Annotated in this window: 24 protein-coding genes; 16 read left to right on the forward strand and 8 right to left on the reverse strand. The window is 61.8% G+C overall.

The window, feature by feature from the left end; all coding sequences use genetic code 11:
• The first annotated feature begins 17 nt into the window (after positions 1-17).
• Genes ACR0J1_RS18360 through ACR0J1_RS18400 form a run of 9 tightly spaced genes read left to right on the forward strand, consistent with a single transcriptional unit; the run spans position 18 to position 7363 of the window.
• A complete protein-coding gene (locus ACR0J1_RS18360; RefSeq protein ID WP_480734130.1) occupies positions 18-2150 on the forward strand; it encodes a RelA/SpoT family protein in 2133 nt (710 codons plus the stop codon).
• A 16-nt stretch (positions 2151-2166) separates the two neighbouring features.
• Positions 2167-2865: a DUF2062 domain-containing protein gene (locus ACR0J1_RS18365; RefSeq protein ID WP_480734131.1), complete on the forward strand. Its 699-nt coding sequence runs from the start codon at positions 2167-2169 to the stop codon at positions 2863-2865.
• The gene (locus ACR0J1_RS18370) at positions 2858-3604 is read left to right on the forward strand and encodes a pyridoxine 5'-phosphate synthase (protein ID WP_480734132.1); all 747 of its coding nucleotides are present in this window, start codon (positions 2858-2860) and stop codon (positions 3602-3604) included. Before ACR0J1_RS18365 ends, ACR0J1_RS18370 begins: the two co-directional genes overlap by 8 nt.
• On the forward strand, positions 3601-4221 hold the full coding sequence (locus ACR0J1_RS18375; protein ID WP_480734134.1) for a LysE family translocator: 621 nt from the start codon (positions 3601-3603) through the stop codon (positions 4219-4221). The genes ACR0J1_RS18370 and ACR0J1_RS18375 overlap by 4 nt, the downstream gene beginning before the upstream one ends.
• Entirely contained in the window at positions 4218-4841 is a 624-nt protein-coding gene (locus tag ACR0J1_RS18380; RefSeq protein ID WP_480734135.1) for a LysE family translocator, read from the forward strand. The genes ACR0J1_RS18375 and ACR0J1_RS18380 overlap by 4 nt, the downstream gene beginning before the upstream one ends.
• Positions 4838-5257, forward strand: coding sequence for a holo-ACP synthase (acpS, locus tag ACR0J1_RS18385; protein WP_480734136.1), 420 nt, complete (start codon positions 4838-4840; stop codon positions 5255-5257). The genes ACR0J1_RS18380 and acpS overlap by 4 nt, the downstream gene beginning before the upstream one ends.
• 57 nt (positions 5258-5314) lie before the next feature.
• Positions 5315-6151, forward strand: coding sequence for a signal peptidase I (lepB, locus tag ACR0J1_RS18390; RefSeq protein WP_480734137.1), 837 nt, complete (start codon positions 5315-5317; stop codon positions 6149-6151).
• A complete protein-coding gene (gene rnc / locus ACR0J1_RS18395) occupies positions 6148-6825 on the forward strand; it encodes a ribonuclease III (RefSeq protein WP_480734138.1) in 678 nt (225 codons plus the stop codon). The genes lepB and rnc overlap by 4 nt, the downstream gene beginning before the upstream one ends.
• 19 nt (positions 6826-6844) lie before the next feature.
• Positions 6845-7363, forward strand: a complete 519-nt coding sequence (locus ACR0J1_RS18400; protein ID WP_480734139.1) for an N-acetyltransferase family protein — start codon at positions 6845-6847, stop codon at positions 7361-7363.
• A 2-nt stretch (positions 7364-7365) separates the two neighbouring features.
• Here the strand turns inward: ACR0J1_RS18400 and ACR0J1_RS18405 are convergent, their stop codons facing one another.
• Entirely contained in the window at positions 7366-8742 is a 1377-nt protein-coding gene (locus ACR0J1_RS18405) for a multicopper oxidase family protein (protein WP_480734140.1), read from the reverse strand.
• A gap of 158 nt (positions 8743-8900) precedes the next feature.
• Between ACR0J1_RS18405 and era the strand changes: the two genes are divergently transcribed.
• From era to ACR0J1_RS18420, 3 genes are all read left to right on the forward strand, one after another.
• Positions 8901-9809 carry a GTPase Era gene (gene era, locus ACR0J1_RS18410; RefSeq protein ID WP_480734141.1) on the forward strand — a complete coding sequence of 303 codons (909 nt, stop codon included), beginning with the start codon at positions 8901-8903 and terminating at the stop codon, positions 9807-9809.
• 55 nt (positions 9810-9864) lie between these two features.
• A complete protein-coding gene (locus ACR0J1_RS18415) occupies positions 9865-10194 on the forward strand; it encodes a DUF1491 family protein (protein WP_480734142.1) in 330 nt (109 codons plus the stop codon).
• Positions 10195-10312: 118 nt separating this feature from the next.
• On the forward strand, positions 10313-10636 hold the full coding sequence (locus ACR0J1_RS18420) for a SemiSWEET transporter (protein WP_480734143.1): 324 nt from the start codon (positions 10313-10315) through the stop codon (positions 10634-10636).
• 9 nt (positions 10637-10645) lie between these two features.
• Here the strand turns inward: ACR0J1_RS18420 and ACR0J1_RS18425 are convergent, their stop codons facing one another.
• Positions 10646-11035: a VOC family protein gene (locus tag ACR0J1_RS18425; RefSeq protein ID WP_480734144.1), complete on the reverse strand. Its 390-nt coding sequence runs from the start codon at positions 11033-11035 to the stop codon at positions 10646-10648.
• 158 nt (positions 11036-11193) lie between these two features.
• Between ACR0J1_RS18425 and recO the strand changes: the two genes are divergently transcribed.
• Positions 11194-11919, forward strand: a complete 726-nt coding sequence (gene recO, locus ACR0J1_RS18430) for a DNA repair protein RecO (protein ID WP_480734145.1) — start codon at positions 11194-11196, stop codon at positions 11917-11919.
• On the opposite strand, the gene ACR0J1_RS18435 is transcribed toward recO, so the two are convergent.
• The 3 genes from ACR0J1_RS18435 to ACR0J1_RS18445 form a co-directional block, all read right to left on the reverse strand.
• On the reverse strand, positions 11903-12295 hold the full coding sequence (locus ACR0J1_RS18435) for an META domain-containing protein (protein ID WP_480734146.1): 393 nt from the start codon (positions 12293-12295) through the stop codon (positions 11903-11905). The genes recO and ACR0J1_RS18435 overlap by 17 nt on opposite strands.
• A 10-nt stretch (positions 12296-12305) precedes the next feature.
• Positions 12306-12848, reverse strand: coding sequence for a hypothetical protein (locus ACR0J1_RS18440; RefSeq protein ID WP_480734147.1), 543 nt, complete (start codon positions 12846-12848; stop codon positions 12306-12308).
• Positions 12849-13059: 211 nt separating this feature from the next.
• Positions 13060-14751 carry an acyl-CoA dehydrogenase family protein gene (locus ACR0J1_RS18445; protein ID WP_480734148.1) on the reverse strand — a complete coding sequence of 564 codons (1692 nt, stop codon included), beginning with the start codon at positions 14749-14751 and terminating at the stop codon, positions 13060-13062.
• 144 nt (positions 14752-14895) lie between these two features.
• Between ACR0J1_RS18445 and ACR0J1_RS18450 the strand changes: the two genes are divergently transcribed.
• Positions 14896-15660 (forward strand): sulfite exporter TauE/SafE family protein, encoded by a 765-nt coding sequence (locus tag ACR0J1_RS18450; protein ID WP_480734149.1) that lies wholly within the window; start codon positions 14896-14898, stop codon positions 15658-15660.
• On the opposite strand, the gene ACR0J1_RS18455 is transcribed toward ACR0J1_RS18450, so the two are convergent.
• The 3 genes from ACR0J1_RS18455 to ACR0J1_RS18465 all read right to left on the reverse strand — a co-directional run bounded on the left by ACR0J1_RS18455 (position 15657) and on the right by ACR0J1_RS18465 (position 18395).
• Entirely contained in the window at positions 15657-16199 is a 543-nt protein-coding gene (locus ACR0J1_RS18455) for a hypothetical protein (protein WP_480734151.1), read from the reverse strand. The two genes, ACR0J1_RS18450 and ACR0J1_RS18455, sit on opposite strands and share 4 nt — an antisense overlap.
• 33 nt (positions 16200-16232) lie before the next feature.
• Positions 16233-16523, reverse strand: coding sequence for a hypothetical protein (locus ACR0J1_RS18460; protein ID WP_480534303.1), 291 nt, complete (start codon positions 16521-16523; stop codon positions 16233-16235).
• A gap of 273 nt (positions 16524-16796) precedes the next feature.
• Entirely contained in the window at positions 16797-18395 is a 1599-nt protein-coding gene (locus ACR0J1_RS18465) for a phosphoenolpyruvate carboxykinase (protein ID WP_480734152.1), read from the reverse strand.
• A 345-nt stretch (positions 18396-18740) separates the two neighbouring features.
• Between ACR0J1_RS18465 and ACR0J1_RS18470 the strand changes: the two genes are divergently transcribed.
• The gene (locus ACR0J1_RS18470) at positions 18741-19445 is read left to right on the forward strand and encodes a response regulator transcription factor (RefSeq protein ID WP_480734153.1); all 705 of its coding nucleotides are present in this window, start codon (positions 18741-18743) and stop codon (positions 19443-19445) included.
• A 32-nt stretch (positions 19446-19477) separates the two neighbouring features.
• Positions 19478-21187 (forward strand): ATP-binding protein, encoded by a 1710-nt coding sequence (locus tag ACR0J1_RS18475; protein WP_480734154.1) that lies wholly within the window; start codon positions 19478-19480, stop codon positions 21185-21187.
• Positions 21188-21196: the final 9 nt, after the last annotated feature.

A 21196-nucleotide genomic window follows, 5' to 3' on the forward strand; every position in this document is an offset into this window, starting at 1 on the left:
ACGAAGGTGCGGACCGGATGATTTCAGCAGAAGACCTGATTGCGCTGGTCCGCAACTATAATCCCAAGACAAACGCCGACCGCATCGCCCAGGCCTACAAGTTTGGGAAAAAGATGCACAAGGGGCAGTTCCGCCATTCCGGCGAGCCCTATTTTACCCATCCCGTTGCCGTTGCCGCCATCCTGACCGAACAGCGTCTGGATGATGCCACCATCATCACCGCGCTGCTGCACGACACGATCGAGGATACCAAGGCCAATTACAGCAAGGTCTCGGACCTGTTCGGGGACGAGGTCGCCCGGCTGGTCGACGGCGTCACCAAGCTGACCAACCTGCAACTGTCCAGCCGCGAAACCAAGCAGGCCGAAAACTTTCGCAAGCTGTTCATGGCCATGTCCAAGGACTTGCGGGTTATCTTGGTCAAACTGGCCGACCGTCTGCACAACATGCGCACCATCAAGGCGATGCGCCCCGAAAAGCAGGTGCAGAAGGCGCGCGAGACCATGGATATCTACGCGCCACTTGCGGGCCGCATGGGGATGCAATGGATGCGCGAGGAACTGGAAGACCTCGCCTTCCGTGTGCTGAACCCCGAAGGCCGCCAGTCGATCATCCGCCGTTTCATCACCCTGCAGCGCGAAACCGGCGATGTGATCCATCGCATCACCGGCGACATGCGCCTTGAACTGGACAAGGCCGGGATCGAGGCCGAGGTCTTTGGCCGCGCCAAGAAACCCTATTCGATCTGGCGCAAGATGCAGGCCAAGGATCAGGGTTTTTCGCGCCTCTCGGACATCTACGGTTTCCGCATCATCACGCAGACCGAGGAAGATTGTTACAGGACGCTGGGCGCGATCCACCAGCGCTGGCGCGCGGTGCCCGGCCGGTTCAAGGATTATATCTCGCAGCCCAAATCCAACGGCTATCGCTCGATCCACACCACCGTCTCGGGGCGCGACGGCAAACGGGTCGAGGTTCAGATCCGCACCCGCCAGATGCATGACGTGGCCGAAACCGGCGTTGCCGCGCACTGGTCCTATCGCGACGGTGTGCGCTCGGAAAACCCCTTTGCGGTGGACCCGGCCAAGTGGATCTCCAACCTCACCGAACAGTTCGACAGCGAAGAGGATCACGAAGATTTCCTCGAGGCGGTCAAGCTGGAAATGTATTCCGACCAGGTGTTCTGCTTCACGCCCACCGGCGATGTGGTGAAACTGCCGCGTGGCGCGACGCCGCTGGATTTCGCCTATGCGATCCATACCCGGATCGGCCATGCCTGTGTCGGGGCCAAGGTGGACGCCATCCGGGTGCCACTGTGGACCCGGCTGAAAAACGGCCAGTCGGTCGAGATCATCACCGCCGACGGTCAGATGCCCCAGGTCACGTGGCTGGAAATCGCGGTCACCGGCAAGGCCCGCACCGCCATCCGCCGCGCCCTGCGCGAGGTCGACCGCGAACGGTTCATCAAGCTGGGCAAGGAACTGGCCCGCGCGGGGTTCGAAAACCTGGGCCGCAAGGCCACCGACAAGGCGCTGGACACCGCCGCCAAGCACCTGCGCCTGAAGGACCGCCACGAATTGCTGGCCCGTCTGGGCAGCGCCGAACTGACCGCCCATGACGTGGTCGAGGCGGTCTATCCCGAACTGGCCCGCGACGAAGGCGACGCGATCTCGCCGCGGCGCGCGGTGATCGGGCTTGAGCCGGGCCAGAAGTTCGACCGCGCCCCCTGTTGCCAGCCGCTGCCGGGGGAACGCATCGTCGGCATCACTTATCGCGGTCAGGGCGTGGTGGTCCACGCCATCGACTGCGACCGCCTTTCGGAATTCGAGAGCCAGCCCGAACGCTGGGTCGATCTGCACTGGCATTCTGGCACCCACCCGGCGGTCTATGGGGCCTCGCTGGATCTGACCATCGGCAATGACGCCGGGGTGCTGGGGCGGATTTGCACATTGATCGGCGAGAAAAAGGCCAATATCTCGAACCTGCAATTTGTCGACCGCAAACCGGATTTTTACCGTCTGATGATCAATGTCGAACTGCGCGACCTCGAACAGCTGCACTCGTTGATGCTGACGCTCGAGGCGGAACGTGATGTCGCTGCGGTCGAACGGTACCGCGAAAGCGTGAAAACCGCCGCCACGGCTGGCTGAGAAGGGGTGATCACGAGTGGTTTTCAAGCGCCGAGATCGCCGCTCAGCCGTTCAAGTCGCGTCCGAGTTCGTCTATCCACGCGGGGGCTGGACCCGCGCCTTTCACTACGTCAAACACCGCGTCCGGCGTCTGCCTGACAGTCCCGAACGCATCGCGCGGGGTATCGGGGCCGGGGTGTTTGCCTCATTTACACCGTTCTATGGGCTGCACTTTCTGGTTGCCGCCGTTCTGGCCCGGTTGCTGAACGGCAACATACTGGCCGCGCTGTCTGGCACCTTCTTCGGCAACCCTCTGACCTACGTCCCCATCGGTGTCGTCAGCCTGCAAACCGGGCATTTCCTGCTGGGCACCCGGTATCGTGAGCGTGACACGCACGGGTTGATGGGCAAGTTCGCTGATGCGATGGGTGACCTCAAAGACAACTGCATCGCCGTGTTCACCGGGCGCGAGGCCGACTGGCACGGGCTCAGCCGGTTTTACGATGATGTGTTCTTTCCCTACATGGTGGGCGGGGTCATTCCGGGCATCATCGCGGGCGTCGTCTGCGCCTATCTCAGCCTGCCGCTGATCCGCACCTATCAGCAGCGCCGCCGCGCCAAGATCAAGGCGAAGTTTGAACAAATCAAACGTCTTGCGCAGGCAGAGGCTGACGTTCCGACGACAAAACCACTAGGCTCGGGCCAAGGGACAATGAAGGATTCGAACGATGTCTGACAACCACTTGCGTCTGGGCGTGAATATCGACCACGTGGCCACCATCCGCAATGCACGCGGCGGGGCCTACCCTGATCCGATCCGTGCTGCGAAACTGGCAGAAGAGGCCGGGGCCGACGGCATCACCGCCCACCTGCGCGAAGACCGCCGCCACATTCTGGACGCCGATATCGAAGGTCTCATGGACGCGCTGAGCGTGCCGCTGAATTTCGAGATGGCCGCCACGCCCGAGATGCAGCAGATCGCGCTGCGCCACAAACCCCACGCCGTCTGCATCGTCCCCGAAAAGCGCGAGGAACGCACCACCGAGGGCGGGCTTGAGGTCGCGCGCGAGGAAAACAAGCTGGCCCATTACATCGCGCCCCTGCGCGAGGCGGGCTGCCGCGTGTCGATCTTCATCGCCGCCGACCGACGCCAGATCGAAGCCGCCCACCGCATCGGGGCCGAGGTGATCGAGCTGCACACCGGCGCCTATTGCGACCTCCACGCTGAGGGCAAACTGGACGAGGCCGCCCGAGAACTGGACGCCCTGCGCGAAATGTCCGCCTATGCCCATTCGCTGGGGCTGGAAGTCCATGCAGGCCACGGCCTGACCTATGACACCGTGCAGCCGGTCGCCGCCTTCCCCGAGGTGCGCGAGCTCAACATCGGCCACTTCCTGATCGGCGAGGCCATCTTCCGCGGCCTCACCCCCGCCGTTCACGAAATGCGCCGCCTGATGGATGCGGCGCGGGGATGATCGACCCGGCCTCGCTTGGCGTTACGGCGCTTGCCTTTTTCATCGTGGCGGTCTCACCGGGTCCTGCGAATATCTCCAACGCCGCCATCGCGATGAGTTTCGGCCGCAAGACAAGCCTCATCTACGGCGCAGGCTTATCTTGCGGTTTGGTGTTCTGGGGACTGATCGCCGCCAGCGGCATGGGCGCGGTTCTGCAAGGCTCGCTCTATGTCCTTATGGTGCTCAAGGTGCTGGGCGGGCTCTACCTGCTGTGGTTGGCGTGGCAATCGGGACGGTCCGCTGTGCAATCTGACGCGGCCAAACTGTCCGTGCCCGCCAAGGGCAGGTGGTTCTGGCGCGGGCTGATCCTCAACTTGTCGAACCCGAAATCGGTGATCGCATGGATGGCCGCGCTTTCGGTTGGCCTTGGCCCCGACGATGGTCTGCTGTCTGTTGCCGCTGCCACCCTGATCTGCATCGCGGCTGGCTTCCTCAACAACTTCCTGTATTCGATGCTGTTCTCGTTCAGCGGAATGATGGCCGGATACCGGCGGTGCCGCCGCTGGATCGATGGCGTGGTCGCGGGTCTTTTCGCGGTTGCCGGTGTGGGCCTGATACGATCGGCCTTTGCGCGATGATCACCTCGGGCTTCATGGCAATCTGGATCGCGTGGCTGATGGCCGGGGGCTCTCCGGGCCCTGCCACCATGGGCATCGCAGGCACCGCCATGAATGAGGGCCGCACCGCCGGTCTTGCCTTCGCGCTGGGCATTTGCGCAGGTTCTGCCGCTTGGGGCATCGCCGCAGCACTTGGCCTGTCAGCGATTATGCTGGCCAATGTCTGGGTGTTCGAGGTGATCCGCTATGTCGGCGTCGCCTATCTGGGCTGGCTCGCGCTCAAAGCCCTGCGTCGCGCGCTGTCGTCCGATGAGGTCGCGCTGGGCAATCCGGTGACCGGCTCGTTGCCGACGATCTTTGCCAAAGGCGCGGCGATCCATCTGACCAACCCCAAGGCGATCCTCAGCTGGGGTTCGATCTACGCGATTGTTGCACCGAACAACGCCAGCCTGTCGATGCTGCTGGGCTATTTCGCCATGCTTTATGCCGGGTCGCTGCTGATCTTCATCGGCTACGCCTTTCTGTTCTCGTCCGCGCGTATGGTCAACGCCTACCGCCGCGCCCGCCGCTGGTTCGATTTCGCCTTCGCGGGCTTCTTTGGCGTGGCCAGCTATAAGATTCTCACCGTGAGGTTGTCATGATCCTCGGCATCGGCACAGACCTGGCCAATATCGACCGCATTCAGGGTACGCTCGACCGGTTCGGCGACCGGTTCCGCAACCGTGTCTTCACCGAAACCGAACAGCGCAAGGCCGAACGGCGTCACGACACCGCCGGTACCTATGCCAAACGCTGGGCCGCGAAAGAGGCGTGCTCCAAGGCGCTGGGCACCGGCCTGCGCATGGGCATCGCGTGGAAGGACATGGCGGTGACCAACCTGCGCACAGGTCAGCCGGTAATGCATGTCACAGGCTGGGCGGCCGAACGTCTGAAAGAAATGACACCCGAGGGCCATGAGGCGATTATCCACGTCACCCTGACCGACGATCACCCCTGGGCGCAGGCCTTTGTGGTGATCGAGGCGCGCGCCCTTCACGAACCGCCCGCCCGGCCTTGACTAACCCCGCCGCGCCCCGCATGTAGCACCCCAACAAATCAAGGACCGGAGAGCAGTATGGCCGAGGACGCCAAATCAGGAAACGCCATCTGGGAGACGATCAAAACCATCGTCTACGCCCTTCTGATCGCGGGCGTTTTCCGCACCCTGTTCTTTCAGCCGTTCTGGATTCCCTCCGGCTCGATGAAGCAGACACTGCTGATCGGGGATTTCCTGTTCGTCAACAAGATGACCTACGGCTATTCCTACGCCTCGTGCCCCAGCCTGATCATCCCCAGCGTTGGCCTGAACATCGATGCCGAAGATCTCTGCGGCTGGATCAAAGGCGACAACACCCGCATTCTGGGCGGCGAGCCCGAGCGCGGCGATGTCATCGTCTTCCGCCACCCGGTCACGGGTCGCGACTATATCAAACGCCTGATCGGCCTGCCCGGCGACAGCATCCAGATTCGGCAGGGCCAGATCATCCTGAACGGCACACCTGTGCCGCAGCAGCCCGATGGCGTCTTCACCGAACTGGCCCAGCCGCAAGGCCCGCAAGGCCTGCGCCCGCGCTGTTCCAACGGCCCGGTGGGCTTTGGCGGCGAATGCGAAAAGACCCGCCTGATCGAAACCCTGCCCAACGGCGTGTCCTATGACGTGCTGAACATCGGCCGTCAGGGCTCGGACAATACCGGCATCTACACGGTGCCCGAGGGCCATTACTTCTTCATGGGCGACAACCGCGACAATTCGGCCGACAGCCGCCTGCCGCAATCCGCCGGTGGCGTGGGCTATGTCCCCTACGAAGACCTGATCGGCCGCGCCGACCGTATCATGTTCTCGTCCGCTGGCCGGTCGATGTTGTTCTTCTGGACTTGGCGTGGCGATCGCTTCTTCAAGGCGGTCAATTGAAGCTGTCGGCTGAGATAAAGGCGTTCCAGCAGCGGCTGGGGTATGAATTCTCCAACCCCGAACTGCTGCTGCGCGCGCTGACGCACGGCTCGGTCTCTTCGCCCACACGGCCCGACAATCAGCGGCTCGAATTTCTGGGCGACCGGGTGCTGGGCCTTGTCATGGCCACCGCCCTGCTTGAGGCCGACAAAAAAGCCTCCGAAGGCCAGCTGGCCCCGCGTTTTAACGCACTGGTTCGCAAAGAGGCCTGCGCTGATGTCGCCCGTCAGATCGATCTGGGCGCGGTGCTGAAACTGGGCCGGTCCGAAATGCTGTCGGGCGGCCGCCGCAAACAGGCCCTTCTGGGCGACGCGATGGAGGCCGTCATCGCCGCCATCTACCGCGACGCCGGGTTCGAGGCCGCCCGCGACGTCATCCTCGCGCTCTGGGGCGACCGCATCCACACGGTCGAGGCCGACGCCCGCGACGCCAAAACCGCGCTGCAGGAATGGGCGCAGGCCCGCGGCCAGAAACCGCCCTCATATATCGAAGTCAAACGCACCGGCCCCGACCACGCCCCCATCTTCACCATCGCCGCCCGCCTGCAGGACGGCACCGAGGCGCAGGCCACTGCAGGCTCCAAACGCCAGGCCGAACAGGCAGCGGCGAAAGCTCTGTTGGAGCAGTTGGGTTGATCCGTTTCGCCACCAGATCATGAAGATCAGACCTGCACAGAAGTCGGACGCCGCCAGCCTTGCAGCGCTTTCGATCGAAGTCTGGGTGGGCACCTATCTGCGGCGCGGCGTGAACTCCTTTTTTGCCGAATTCGCTCTGTCCGAGTTCACGGCCGCCCGCTTTGAAACCCTTCTGGAGGACGGGCAAGACCTGTTGATGGTCTCCGAAAACGAAGACGGGATCGACGGCTACATTCGGCTGGCGGAAGATCGCATTGCACCTGTGGATGGGCTTTCCGATCTTGAGATCGTGACGTTTTATGTGCAACCCCGTCATCACGGCAAAGGTATTGGGTCCGCGCTGTTGGACATAGCGGTCGAATACTTGCGTGAAAAAGGGCGCCCGTCGATCTGGTTGACCACCAATTCCGAGAACACGCCCGCAATCGACTTTTATCTGGCCAAAGGGTTCCGGCAGGTCGGCGTTACGGATTTCCGCATCGGAGACCAAGCCTATCCGAACCATGTGCTGGCGCTGAACACCGCAGATCGGCGGTAAGATCAAACCACCCGAATGAACCCTGTCAGACCCGTTTTCTGGTGCTCGATCACATGGCAATGAAATGCCCAATCGCCGGGATTGTCCGCAACGAGCGCGATCTCGACTACTTCATCCTTTAACAGCAGCATTGTGTCCGTCATCAGCGGTGGCAATGTACGCAGGTTTGACTTGATCGGCACAAATGCCAACCCATGCAGATGGATCGGGTGCAGATTGGGCGATTCATTCCGCAGCCGCAGAACATAGCTTTTGCCAATCTCCAGCGTCGCCAGAGGCCCCGCATCCTTTGCCGCATCTCCGGGCCATGGCATCCGGTTGATGGACCAGAAATTATAACCCAGCGAGCCACAGAATCCGTTGTTTGGCTCACCACCTTCCGGGGTCCAGCCAAAAACAAATTCGTGCAGCTGCGCGTTGTTCAGATCCGGCTTGGCGACCGGGTTGGCAGGCAAAGGTGGCAGCTCGCGCAGGTCCCGTGCCACAGATGCCCCGACAGCACGCAGCCCGGCCATCGCTCGAAGCGGCTGGCCGGGCAGCTTGGCCATCAGGGAAACCGCTTGTTCTTCGTCCTCGGGCATCTTCACCGCGAAATCGACGCGTTGGCCGGGCCCAACAAGCAGCGGGTCATCAGCGCTGGGCATCGGCATCTCGATCTCGACCGGATGGCCATCCCAGGCAATGATCCGTGCCTCGCCACCAATCAGATGCAGTTTGTAAATCCGGGTTGTATCGGTGTTGACCACGCGCAACCGCACCAGACCTCCGGCCACGTGATCGTAAACCGGCCCTTGCAGCCAGTTCACCGTGTGCACATTGCCAAAGGTCCCGGCCCGAGCCGCACCGCGCGGCGTATAGGCGGGCAGGAACGCGCCCGTATCATCCAGCCTGAAATCCCGCAGATTGATCACTTGCTCACTGTCAAAACCGGGGTCTTCGGCCTCGGCAATCACCATGACGCCGGTCAGGCCATGGGCCATCTGCTCCATCGTCATGCAGTGTGGATGGTACCAATAGGTTCCCGCATCCGGTGGGGTGAACTCATATGCAAACACCTCACCCTCGCCCATCGGCATCTGGGTCAGATAGGGCACCCCGTCCATCTCATTTGGAATCCGCAGCCCGTGCCAATGCATCGCGGTATAGTCGGGCAGGGTATTGCGCACCGGCAGCCGCATTACTTCGCCCTGTTTACCATACAGCACAGGCGGCGGTGCATCTGCCGACAGGCTGACCATGCCAGTTGTCACTTGATCGCGCAGGGCAAACCGGGCCGGCTGGATCACCAGCTCCCGAGCGTCAGCCGCCGGGCCAATCCCGCCCAGACCCAACGCACCGGCCGCAGCTCCGCTGCCCAGAAGAAAATCGCGACGTTTCATATCTCGCCCCATTGAATGGATAGGCGCTTGGCTGGATCTGGCGTGGCGCGCTGCCTAAGTGCCATCCTGCGGGCCGCATCGCAATGCGACAAATCCCTCTGGCCCGCCCGCCCTTTCTGCTATAGGGGTGCGCACCTGCAAACAGGATCGCAATACACATGACCACACGCGCCGGATTTATCGCCCTGATCGGAGAGCCCAACGCAGGCAAATCCACCCTTCTGAACCGCATGGTCGGGGCCAAGGTCTCGATCGTGACCCACAAGGTGCAAACCACCCGTGCCCGCATCCGAGGCGTGGCGATGGAAGGCGATGCGCAACTGGTCTTCGTGGACACACCCGGCCTTTTCAAACCCCGCCGCCGCCTTGACCGCGCTATGGTTGCCGCCGCCTGGGGCGGGGCTGCTGACGCCGATGTGGTGGTGCTGATGGTCGAAGCCCACCGCGGCATCACCGAAGGGGTCGAGCGCATCCTTGAAGGTCTGGAAGAGATCGGGCAGGGCCGCACTATCGCGCTGGCGATCAACAAGATCGACAAGGTGCCCTCCGAGAAGCTGCTGGCGCTCACCAGCGACCTGAACGCGCGCTATCCCTTTGCCGAAACCTTCATGATCTCGGCCGAGAAAGGCCACGGCGTAGACGACCTGCGCACATGGCTGGCGTCGAAGCTACCCGAAGGCCCGTGGCTCTACCCCGAAGACCAGATCGCTGACCTGCCGATGCGCATGATCGCCGCTGAGATGACGCGTGAGAAACTGACCCTGCGCCTGCATCAGGAACTGCCCTATCAACTGACCGTCGAGACCGAAAACTGGGAAGAGCGCAAGGACGGCTCGGCCAAGATCGATCAGGTCATCTATGTCATGCGCGACGGCCACAAGGGCATCGTGCTGGGCAAAAAGGGCGAGACCATCAAGGCAGTCAGCCAGGCCGCGCGGGCAGAACTGGAAGAATTCCTCGACCGCAAGATCCACCTGTTCCTGCAGGTTAAAGTCCGACCCAACTGGCTTGAGGAATCCGAGCGCTATTCGGAAATGGGCCTCGATTTCAAAGACGGCAACGCCTGATGCGGGCCAAGAATTTTCGACGAAAATTCTCGCACCCGGCCGCAAGGCCTGCACAATGACCCGGCTGACGGCAGAGTTCTGGGTTCATGCCTATCTGGCCCGCCTGCGGTTTCAGGAGATCCCGGGTTTTGTCGTCACCCATGGCGACGACACCGCAGGCGCGGTGCTGGTCAAGCTCAACACGCTCGACGGGCAGGCCACCGCCTTCCAGCGCAGCTTTGATCTGATGAGCGGCGATCGCAAATGGGTGGAACTTTCCAGCGGCCCCGAGGCCGATGTGGATGCCGCCATCCAGCGCCAGCGCAGCTTTGACCCCGACCTCTGGGTGATCGAGGTGGAAGACCGTCAGGGCCGCCATCTGCTGGGCGAAGAGGGGTTGGACTAACACATCCGCCGAATCCGGTTGCAGGTCTTGGTCACTCCGACCAAAATCGCTAGTTTGAACACAGTCCCCGCCGATCCGGGGTGCCGTCCTGCGGCAGACCAAGAAATGAGGTAGTTCCTTGCGAGAAACTCTGAGTCAGAAGTTGCAACAATCCGAATTCGGCCACTGGATGCAGCGTTTCGAAGGCTTCATGGTCTTCGTCGGCATTGTCGGGCCTTTCGCCACGCTGCCGCAGCTGATCAAGCTTTATTTCACCCATAGCGAACACGCGACCGGACAATCGCTGCTGTCCTGGTCGCTCTATGCCGGGTTGTCGTTTTTGTGGTTCGTCTACGGCATTCTGGTCAAGAAGCTGCCGATCTATGTAGGCAATGGCATCTCGACGGTGCTGGACCTGCTGATGGTCGTCGGCATCTTGATCCACGCTGGATGGACGTTCTGAAGCTTTTGCTCAGCCCGCGTCACCAAAGTAGACAAAGCTCATCTTGTTGCCATCCGGGTCGCGGGCATAGGCACCGTAAAAGTTCGGGCCATACTGAGGCCGCTCACCCGGATCGCCTTCATTCGCCCCGCCATTGGCCAGAGCCGCCGCATGTGCGTCGCGCACTTCCGCCTCGCTTTGGCACAGCAGCCCGACCATATTGCCGTTTCCGACCGTGGCTGCCTGTTTGTCGAAGGGCGTTGCGACCCACATGGACCCGCCGCCGCGCAGTTCATAGCAGACCGCATGCGGCATGTATTCGGCGATGACCTTGCCCCCGATCCGGGACACCACCGCATCATAATAGCTGCGGGCCTTGGCGACATCGTTTGACCCGATCATGACATAGTTAAGAGACATTGTTGGAATCCTGTATGAAAGAACATAAAGAGAACATTAGGCCGCGCAACGACCCCATGCAACCTGTTTTACCACCTCGCGCCGCTCCTTTTGTCCCTTGAACCTATGGCGGCCATAAGTTCTGTTGCAAAGACAACTGGTGACATAACGAGGCGACCTTGGACTGGCGCGATCACGGCATCCTTCTGACCTCTCGCACCCATGGTGAGACGGCGGCGATTATTGAGGTCTTCACCGAAGCCCATGGGCGTCATGCCGGGGTGGTGCGTGGCGGAACCAGCCGCAAGATCGCCCCCATCCTGCAACCCGGCGCGCAGCTGGACGTGCTCTGGCGCGCCCGACTTGAAGAACATCTGGGCACCTTTCAGGTCGAACCCCTGCGATCCCGCGCGGCGGCGGCGTTTTCGGGGCGGCTGGCGCTGGCCGGGCTGAACGCGGTGGTGGCGCTTCTGTCGTTCTGCCTGCCTGAACGGGAACCACATCCGGCGATCTACAAACAGACTGAACAATTAATGGACCTGCTGGGACAGGACGAGGTCTGGCCGCTGGCCTATCTGCGCTGGGAACTGGCCTTACTGGAGGAGCTGGGCTTTGGCCTTGATCTCACGGCCTGCGCTGTGACCGGTGCGACCGAGGGGTTGGTCTATGTCTCGCCGAAAACGGGCCGCGCCGTCAGTGCGGCGGGGGCAGGCGAATGGGCCGACAAGCTGCTGCCGCTGCCGCCCTGCCTGCGCGGGCAGGGGGACGCGCCCGATGACGGCATCGCCGAGGCCCTGCGCACCACCGGTTACTTCATGGAAAACCACGTCGCCCCGGCGCTGGGCCACACCCCGCTGCCCGAGGCGCGCGCGCGGTTTATCACGCAATTCACTCGGCGGCTTTGAACACCATCTCGTGCCCGTCCTCATTGCGCAGGATCAGCACATCCCCCGACACCTCGGACTGGGTCATCGCCATCAGCGCCGCGAAATAGAAGCCCTCGGCCTCGAGCCCTGCACAGGCGGCGCGGGTGGCGGCCAGATCGGTAACCTCGAACCACGGGTAGGGCGCGTTGAGCGTGCCGTTATAGCTGTTGCAGGGGGCATTGCCCGCGATCCGGCCCTCTTCGGGGAACCGCAGCAGGGCGCTTGCCTCGAAGGGCTGGCCGTCGATTTCCTGCAGCACCCATGTCTGATCCGCCGCGCCATAGGCGGCAACGGTCTCGTCCTTCTGGCACTGAAACAGGGCCACAAGGGGCAACATCAGGATCAGGCGTATCATCGCATAAGCCTCAATAAGGGTTAACGCCGCTGATCAGCTCGGCCCGCACCTCGCTGCGGGGCCGCCAGTTATAGCGGGTATCCTCGCGCACCTCGTCCCAGAACAGCACACCGCTGTTGCGCCACGGGTCCAGAATGATGCCGTCATACATCGAATCCCCCTTGGCGCTGATCAGGGCCGAGTGGTGGATGATCCGGAATGCGGTGGGCGGCGAGGTGGCCCAGTGCAGGTCGAGTGTCCTGAAATCCTCCTGCCGCAGACGCGCGGTCATCGCCTGCGCCCAGTCATTGCACAGACCCTTTTCGCGGAAGCCGTTGATGATCTTGGCGTTGTGAATGATCGCCGGGTCGGTGACGTTCCAGTCGGTCTTGAGCTGGCTGGAATAGGCATAAGAAATCTCAGCCGCGCGCCGGGCCTCGGCCGGGTCCACCTCGGGGCTGAGGTCGCGGATTGCCTGCGCCAGGTCCTCGACATCGTTCTGCCCTGTTGCGGGGGCCATGGCACATCCGGCCAGCGCCAGACAGCAGGCCAAAATTATGGGGATGATTTTCACGCTTGGATCTCCTTGCGCCAGCACGGTCGGGTTGCTGCCCTTTACCCGATTCCCGCCGCCGATCCGAGGGCGAAGTTTGACCCCGCGCTGCGGCAAAACAGGATTGTACAAAACGGAAGATCGGCGCCCCCAAGCATGTACAAAACGGACAAAAAAAGAAAACCCGGCGCTTGGGCCGGGTCCAGTTGGGGAAACCGCGACGGGCCGGGATTTATCCCAGCACCCGCCGCGCGATGACTTGCGCCTGAATTTCAGCCGCACCTTCAAAGATGTTCAGAATCCGCGCGTCACACAGCACACGGCTGATCTTGTATTCCAATGCGAACCCGTTGCCGCCATGGATCTGCAACCCGTTATCGGCGGCGGTCCACGCCACCCGCGCGCCCAACAGCTTGGCCATCCCGGCCTCAAGGTCGCAGCGCTGGCCGTGATCCTTTTCCCATGCGGAATAATAGGTTAGCTGCCGCGCGATCATGATTTCGACCGCCATCATCGCCAGCTTGCCCGAGACGCGAGGGAAGTTGATCAGAGACTTGCCGAACTGCTTGCGGTCCTGCGCATATTGCATGGCGATGTCCAATGCGCTCTGCGCCACGCCGATGGCGCGCGCAGCGGTCTGGATGCGGGCAGACTCGAAGGTTTCCATCAACTGCTTGAAACCTTTACCTTCTTCGCCGCCCAGCAGGTTTTCACCCTTCACTTCGAACCCGTCAAAACCCAGCTCATATTCCTTCATGCCACGGTATCCAAGCACCTCAATCTCGCCCCCGGTCATGCCCGGAGTGGGGAAGGGATCGTCATCGGTTCCGGGTTTCTTTTCGGCCAGAAACATCGACAGACCGCGATGGTCAGAGCTGTCGGGATTGGTGCGCGCCAACAGAGTCATCACATGGGTGCGCGCGGCGTGGGTGATCCATGTTTTATTGCCTGTTATCTGATAGTTACCGCTCTCATCCTTGACGGCGCGCGTGCGCAGACTGCCCAAATCAGACCCGGTATTGGGCTCGGTAAACACCGCCGTTGGCAGGATTTCCGCGCTGGCCAGTTTTGGCAGCCAGTTGGCTTTTTGCGCGTCCGTACCGCCTGCGATGATCAACTCTGCGGCGATCTCGGACCGGGTGCCCAGCGAGCCCACGCCGATATAACCGCGCGACAGTTCCTCGGACACCACGCACATCGAGGCCTTGGACAGGCCAAATCCGCCGAATTCCTCGGGAATGGTCAGGCCAAAGACACCCATTTCTGCAAGGTCTTCAATGACTTCGATCGGGATCAGTTCATCCTTGAGGTGCCAGTCATGGGCATGGGGTTCGACCTTCTCCTGCGCATAGCGGCGGAACTGATCGCGGATCATCTCAAGCTCTTCATCCAGACCCGAGGCCCCGAACATGGTGGCCCCGGACTGGTCCTGCATCAGCGAGACCAGACGCGCGCGCGCGGCCTGCGAATTGGCCTGCGCCATCAGGGTCTGCACCTCGCTGCATTGGAACCCCGACAGGGCGTCCCAGCCAAGGCCAAGGTCCTGCAAACGCACGGTTTCGCCCTGGTTCATCGGGATGCCGCCAGCTATCTGGTGCAGGTATTCGCCAAAGGCGATCTGGTGCAGCAATTGCTCCATCTCGCCGAATTTTCCATCCTTCTCAAGCGCTTCGGCCCAGCGTTGCATTTGTTGCAACGACTGGTGATAGGTCGCCAGCCAGGCCAGCCCATGCGCTGCGGTTTGATGCGCCTCGATCAGCGCGCCCGAAATCCGCCCCTGATCTGTCACCATCGCACGCACTGACTCGCGCGCCTTGTCAAAAACCGCCTCAACCCCCGGCAGGGCCGCCGCGGTGAGTGTCAGAAGGTCGGGCAAAACCGCTGGCTGCGTCATGTTCGTCATATCCTGTCCGTCATGGGCCATGAATCACGTCCTCTGCTGGGTTGTCTGGTGATATCATGCTGCACGTGCAGCGCAACAAAAATACGCAGAATGACCCAAGAAAGTTCAAAAATTGCGGAAACACTTTTGCGATGCAGAAAAATGCCGGGGTGATATGTAGGTCCGATGGGACTGTTTTCACTGATGTCACCGCAGGAGTTCTATCTTGCTCTGGCCGTTGCCTTCGTGGCGGGCTGGGTCAAGGGGATGGTCGGGTTTGCCATGCCGATGGTGCTGGTCTCGGGCCTCAGCATGATGCTGCCACCCGAGCTGGCACTGGCCGGTCTGATCCTGCCCACGCTGGTGACGAACGGCGTGCAGGCCCTGCGCGAAGGTGCGCCCGCCGCGCTGGCTTCGACCCGCAAGTTCCGGGTGTTTCTGGGCGTCGGCCTGGTGTGCCTTCTGGCCAGCGCACAGCTGATCAACCTTCTGTCACCAAAGGCTTTTCTTCTGATCCTGGGCGCGCCTGTCTCGTTCTTTGCGCTGGCGCAGTTGCTGGGGCTGAAGCTGGTGCTGAGCGCGCCATCGGTTCGGGTCGAGGCGATGGTGGGCGCGGTTGCCGGAGCCATCGGCGGTATCTCGGGTGTGTGGGGGCCGCCGACCGTGGCTTATCTGACGGCGCTGAACACACCCAAGAAGGACCAGATGCGGGTACAGGGTGTGATCTACGGGCTTGGGGCCGTGGCGCTGGCGGTGGCCCATCTGGGCTCGGGCATTCTGCGGGCCGAGACGGCGGTGTTTTCGGCGCTGCTGATTGTTCCGGCGCTGGTGGGGATGCGTGTGGGGCAATTGCTGCAGGACCGCATCGATCAGGCGCAGTTCCGCAAGCTGACGCTGCTGGTGCTGCTGGTGGCGGGGCTGAACCTGCTGCGGCGGGGCCTGATGGGTTAACCACGCCGCTCGGCCAGGCGGAAGGCGAAATGCAGGCCCAGCATCAGGAAAAACAGGCCCGAGATATCGCCGATCAGATAGGCGACATATTCCACGGTGGCGCTGCCGAACACCAGGTTGGTCAGGCCCGAAACCATGAAGGATGTGACGATGCCGACCCCCATGATGCACAGCCAGCAGGGGTTGCGGTCGGCGCGGGGGAATAGGTCCCAGCCCAGTGCCTTACAGGCGTAGAATACCGCCGGAACCGTGGTGACCGCGATGGTGATGGCCAACAACCGGCTCGGCAGGAACACATCCCAGCCCGCGATCATGGCGAAGACGATGAAGACGCCCGGAAGCAAGGCAAAGATGGCACGCCACCCCAACAGCCAGGCTGACAGCACGCGCACCCCATGGGGCAGAAACAGCAGGCTGGCCCGGCTGGGGTATTCGGGAAAGAACACGTTTTGCAGGGGCATCAGCACTTCGAATGTCAGAAGCGATGCCGCGACATAGGCCAAAGAGGCATAGAATGTGTCAAAGGCCCATCTGCGCACGAGGGTCAGCCGTTTCCCGTCAGAAGGTGAACATCACCTAGGCGCATGAACCACATAGCGACCCCGGTTGGCGCTGCCGCTTTGCGAAAGATAGCCCTTCTGCACCAGCGATTTCAGCGCGCGGAAAAAGGTCGGGCGCGAAACGCTCTGGACCAGCGTGTGTTCGATCAGGCCGAAGGTGCGGACCTCTTTGTCGGCTTTCGACAGCTCTTCGGCGGCATAGTAGATATCCCGCTCGACCGGAGACAGCTGCTCCAGCCCAAGGGTGCGTTCCATGCTCTGCATCAGCTTGCGCAGCTCGGTGAGTTTTGAAATCTCGGTCATCATCTACCTGTTTTGCTCCGTGCCGGGCCGAGGCGTATCGAAGGGTCAAATCCCTTGCTGCACATCGATCCGACACCCATCCCCATGTGGATTCAATCGTTACTTTCACGGGCCACCCAAAGCGCAGGTGTGAGTAAGAGCGCCGGGCCGTCCGTTGGTTGGGTGAGATAGCTCAAACTGAGCGTTCTCGCAATGAACTTGTCCGGACGCTTCAGGGTTCCGCAGCGTAAGCTTCCTGGGTGGGGCGGGGGCTGGAATGGCCCCCGAAAGTGGTCAGCCGATGGCGACGGCTTTGATGTCATCGTCGATGAAGGGCAGGTATTGCTCAAAATTCTCGGCGAACATCTGCACCAGCCTGTCGGCCTGCTTGTCAAAGGCCGCCTCGTCATCCCAGGTGCGCCGCGGGTCCAACAGAACCTCGGCCACGCCGGGTACCGAGACCGGGACCTCGAAGCCGAAATTGGCGTCCTTGCGGAATTCGGCATCGGCCAGCGACCCTTCGAGGGCCGCGGTCAGCAGCGCCCGTGTGGCCTTGATCGGCATCCGGCTGCCCACGCCATAAGGGCCGCCGGTCCAGCCCGTATTGACCAGCCAGCAGGTCACGCCATGCTGGGCAATCTTGTCGCGCAGCAGGTTGCCATAGACCTCGGGGCGGCGCGGCATGAAGGGCGCACCGAAACAGGTCGAGAAGGTGGGCTGCGGCTCGGTAATGCCGCGCTCGGTCCCGGCCACTTTCGAGGTGAAGCCGGACAGGAAGTGATACATCGCCTGCGCCGGGGTCAGCCGCGCGATCGGCGGCAGCACGCTGAAGGCGTCGCAGGTCAGCATGATGATGTTCTTGGGGTGCCCGCCCATCGCCGATGTCGACGTGTTCGAGATATAGTGCAGCGGATAGGCACAGCGCATGTTCGCAGTCAGCGAGTCATCGTCGAAATCCAGCTCTTTCGTCTCGGGATCGAAGACCATATTCTCGATCACCGTGCCGAATTTCGAGGTGGTAGCATAGATCTCGGGCTCGGCATCGGCGCTCAGGTTGATGGTCTTGGCATAGCAGCCGCCCTCGAAGTTGAAGGTGCCGCGATCCGACCATCCGTGCTCGTCATCGCCAATCAGCACCCGCGCCGGATCAGCCGACAGCGTGGTCTTGCCGGTGCCGCTGAGGCCGAAGAACACCGCTGTGTCCACCGGGTTGCCGACCGCGTGGTTGGCCGAACAGTGCATCGGCATCACGCCTTTTTCCGGCAGCATGTAGTTCAGCAGCGAGAAAACGGATTTCTTGTTCTCGCCGGCATATTCGGTGCCGCCGATCAGGATCAGCTTGCGGTCGAAGTTCAGCGCAATCACCGTCTCGCTGCGGCAGTCATGCTTGGCCGGGTCGGCCTGAAAGCTGGGGCAGTTGATGACGGTGAAATCGGCGATGAAATCGTCCAGATCCTCGCGCTCGGGGCGGCGCAGCATGTGGCGGATGAACAGGCTGTGCCAGGCCAGTTCTGTCACCAGCCGCACGTTGATCGCATGGCTGGGATCGGCCCCGCCGACCAGATCCTGCACGAAATAGTCGCGGCCCTTCATATGGGCCAGCATGTCGTCATACAGCGAGTCGAACCCTTCGGGGCTCATGGCGGCGTTGTTTTCCCACCAGATGCTGTCGGCGACGCTGTCGGTCTTGACGACGTGCTTGTCCTTGGGCGACCGGCCGGTGAACTTGCCGGTGGTCACCAAAAACGCACCGCCATTGCCCAACGTGCCTTCGCTGCGCTTCAGCGCCTGTTCGATCAGTGCCGGCTCGATCAGGTTGTAATAGACATGGCCCAGACCCTCGATGCCCTGATCCTCGAGGCGGAATTGCGGGTTAACCCGTCCAGATGTCATATGTGTCTTCTCCTGTGGTGGCGCGGTGGCTTGGATGCCGGGCGCCCTTGGGCCGGTGCCGGTACCAGCCCGGCGGTCGCGCGCCTCTTACCACGGTCGTTCGGGGCATGAACAGCAGGGTCGGAGCGAGTTAGCGCAACCACACCGAAGTTTAGCGCAATCAAAAGGATAGTGCTGAAAAGACAGGCCGTATTTGGTGAAACGATAGGGCTTTTTTGCCGCAACTGTGTGGCAACAATCTCACGAATTTCAGATACAGTTTGATTCGCGGCCTTAAAAAAGCCAAAAATACACTACTAATAAGCGGAATACCGCGTATGTGAGCAGGAACAAGGGGCCAACCCGATGTCAAAGATTGCACTGGTGGATGATGACAGAAACATTCTGACATCCGTATCCATGACGCTCGAAGCTGAAGGGTTCGAGGTCGAAACCTATAATGATGGTCAGGCGGCGCTTGACGCCTTTAACAAGAAACTGCCGGACATGGCTGTTCTGGACATCAAAATGCCGCGCATGGATGGCATGGACCTGCTGCAGCGTCTGCGGCAGAAAACCCAGATGCCGGTGATTTTCCTGACCTCCAAGGATGATGAGATCGACGAGGTTCTGGGCCTGCGCATGGGGGCGGACGATTATGTCAAGAAACCCTTCTCGCAGCGTCTGCTGGTCGAGCGCATCCGCGCACTGCTGCGCCGTCAGGAAGCGGTCGACGGTGATGTCACCAATGCCACGACCGGCGACACCAAAGTGATGGAGCGTGGCGATCTGCGGATGGACCCGCTGCGCCATGCGGTCAGCTGGAAGGGCAACGATGTTTCGCTGACCGTGACCGAATTCCTGCTGCTGCAGGCGCTGGCGCAACGTCCGGGTTTCGTCAAAAGCCGCGATCAGCTTATGGATGTGGCCTATGACGATCAGGTCTATGTGGATGACCGCACCATCGACAGCCATATCAAGCGCCTGCGCAAGAAGATGCGCGCCGCCGACTCCGAGTTTTCGGCGATCGAAACACTCTATGGTATCGGATATCGGTATAACGAAGAATAGGCGCGGCCGTTTTTAAGGGGCAAAGGGGTCTCGTGCGCGATACTGAACACGCCAATCAAGGGCGCGACGCGGACGTCGTTCTTGGGGATGACTGGGTCATTCCCCAGGACCCCGAGTCTGCGGAACTGCGCGAGAAACGCTCGCGCCGGAACCTGTTCACGCTGCGCCATTCGCCGCTGGCGCGGCGGATCATCACCTTCAACCTGATCGCGCTAGTCATTCTGGTGGCCGGGCTTTTGTATCTGGACGATACCCGCAAGGAACGCGTGCAACAGACCGCCCGCAATCTGGTTGGCGATGCACAGCTTGTCAGCAATGTCTTTGAAACCCAGCTGCGCCAGCCTGCCCCCGGCGGTGCGGCGGTTCTGGACGTGCGCGACACGTTATCGGGCCTCAGCCTGCCCGAAGGCGGCGAGGTCTTTGTCTATGACGGCACCGGCACCCTGATCGGCTGGACACGCGGCGCCTCGGCGGCGTCAGACCTGCCCGGACTGTTGCGTCAGAACTCGGATGCGGCGACCGGCAGCACCGTGATCAGCGACGCGCTGAACGCGGTCTGGAACGGTATCTCCGCCGTGTTCAGCGGCGGCCCCGAAGGCGAGGCGCCGACCCTTGCTCAACGGGTGCAGGAACTGATCCCGCGCGCGCTGGGCGGCGGCATACAGGTGCAGACTGTTCAGGACGAGATGGGCCAGACCGTGATCGTCGCGGTGGCACCGATCCTGCTTGATGATGCGCCAGTGGGCGCGGTCGCGATGGCGGGCCCAGCGGGTGAGATCGACGCCCTGGCCCGCAAGGAACAGGAACGCATCCTGCAGATGTTTGTGGTGGCGCTGCTGGTATCGATCGGCCTCAGCCTCGTGCTGGCCTCGACCATCGCCAACCCGCTGGCCGATCTGGCGGCAGCGGCCGAGATGGGAAAGGATCGCGGCGCCGGGGTCAATCCGGGGCGCATCCGTATCCCCGACCTCAGCGCGCGTCCCGACGAAATAGGACGCCTCAGCCAGGCGCTGCGCGGCATGGTCACCGCGCTTTACAATCGCATCGACGCCAATGAGCAGTTCGCCGCAGATGTGGCGCATGAGATCAAGAACCCGCTGGCCAGCCTGCAATCCGCTGTCGGCACCATGCGTATGGTCAAGCGTGAGGATCAGCGCGAAAAGCTGCTGGGCGTGATCGAACATGACGTGCGGCGACTGGACCGTCTGGTCAGCGACATCTCGAACGCCTCGCGGCTGGATGCCGAACTGGTCAAGGAAGAGGAACAGCCCTTCGACCTGCTGAACCTGCTAAACAATATCGGTCAGTATCTGGGCGAAGATGCGCGCTCGAAAGGCATCGACTATATTACCGACCTGCCGTCTGATCCGATCGTGGTCAACGGGCTCGAGGCGCGTCTGGCGCAGGTCTTCGTCAACCTGATCACCAACGCGATCTCCTTCTGCGAAGATAAGGATGCGATCCGCGTCTGGGTCCGCCGTCGCGACAACCGCGTGCTGGTCGTGGTCGAGGATACCGGCCCCGGCATCCCCGATCAGGCGCTGACAAAGATTTTCAAGCGCTTCTATTCGCAACGCCCCGACGAGCATTTCGGCAACAATTCTGGGCTTGGGCTTGCGATCTCGAAACAGATCGTCGAGGCCCATGGTGGCGTGATCTGGGCCGAGAACATCCGCCCGACCGAGGCCGACATCACCTCGGACCCGCTGGGGGCGCGGTTTGTGGTCGGGCTGCCCGTCTAGGTTATGGGC

Source organism: Ruegeria sp. CJ3, assembly GCF_056536725.1.

Coding starts and splice junctions, on each gene's coding strand:
- ACR0J1_RS18450 (WP_480734149.1), top strand. CDS start 14,896: ATGGGACTGTTTTCACTGATGTCACCGCAGGAGTTCTATCTTGCTCTG.
- acpS (WP_480734136.1), top strand. CDS start 4,838: ATGATCCTCGGCATCGGCACAGACCTGGCCAATATCGACCGCATTCAG.
- ACR0J1_RS18465 (WP_480734152.1), bottom strand. CDS start 18,395: ATGACATCTGGACGGGTTAACCCGCAATTCCGCCTCGAGGATCAGGGC.
- ACR0J1_RS18460 (WP_480534303.1), bottom strand. CDS start 16,523: ATGACCGAGATTTCAAAACTCACCGAGCTGCGCAAGCTGATGCAGAGC.
- ACR0J1_RS18435 (WP_480734146.1), bottom strand. CDS start 12,295: ATGATACGCCTGATCCTGATGTTGCCCCTTGTGGCCCTGTTTCAGTGC.
- ACR0J1_RS18405 (WP_480734140.1), bottom strand. CDS start 8,742: ATGAAACGTCGCGATTTTCTTCTGGGCAGCGGAGCTGCGGCCGGTGCG.
- era (WP_480734141.1), top strand. CDS start 8,901: ATGACCACACGCGCCGGATTTATCGCCCTGATCGGAGAGCCCAACGCA.
- ACR0J1_RS18375 (WP_480734134.1), top strand. CDS start 3,601: ATGATCGACCCGGCCTCGCTTGGCGTTACGGCGCTTGCCTTTTTCATC.
- ACR0J1_RS18400 (WP_480734139.1), top strand. CDS start 6,845: ATGAAGATCAGACCTGCACAGAAGTCGGACGCCGCCAGCCTTGCAGCG.
- ACR0J1_RS18445 (WP_480734148.1), bottom strand. CDS start 14,751: ATGGCCCATGACGGACAGGATATGACGAACATGACGCAGCCAGCGGTT.
- ACR0J1_RS18415 (WP_480734142.1), top strand. CDS start 9,865: ATGACCCGGCTGACGGCAGAGTTCTGGGTTCATGCCTATCTGGCCCGC.
- ACR0J1_RS18360 (WP_480734130.1), top strand. CDS start 18: ATGATTTCAGCAGAAGACCTGATTGCGCTGGTCCGCAACTATAATCCC.
- ACR0J1_RS18380 (WP_480734135.1), top strand. CDS start 4,218: ATGATCACCTCGGGCTTCATGGCAATCTGGATCGCGTGGCTGATGGCC.
- ACR0J1_RS18425 (WP_480734144.1), bottom strand. CDS start 11,035: ATGTCTCTTAACTATGTCATGATCGGGTCAAACGATGTCGCCAAGGCC.
- lepB (WP_480734137.1), top strand. CDS start 5,315: ATGGCCGAGGACGCCAAATCAGGAAACGCCATCTGGGAGACGATCAAA.
- ACR0J1_RS18370 (WP_480734132.1), top strand. CDS start 2,858: ATGTCTGACAACCACTTGCGTCTGGGCGTGAATATCGACCACGTGGCC.
- ACR0J1_RS18470 (WP_480734153.1), top strand. CDS start 18,741: ATGTCAAAGATTGCACTGGTGGATGATGACAGAAACATTCTGACATCC.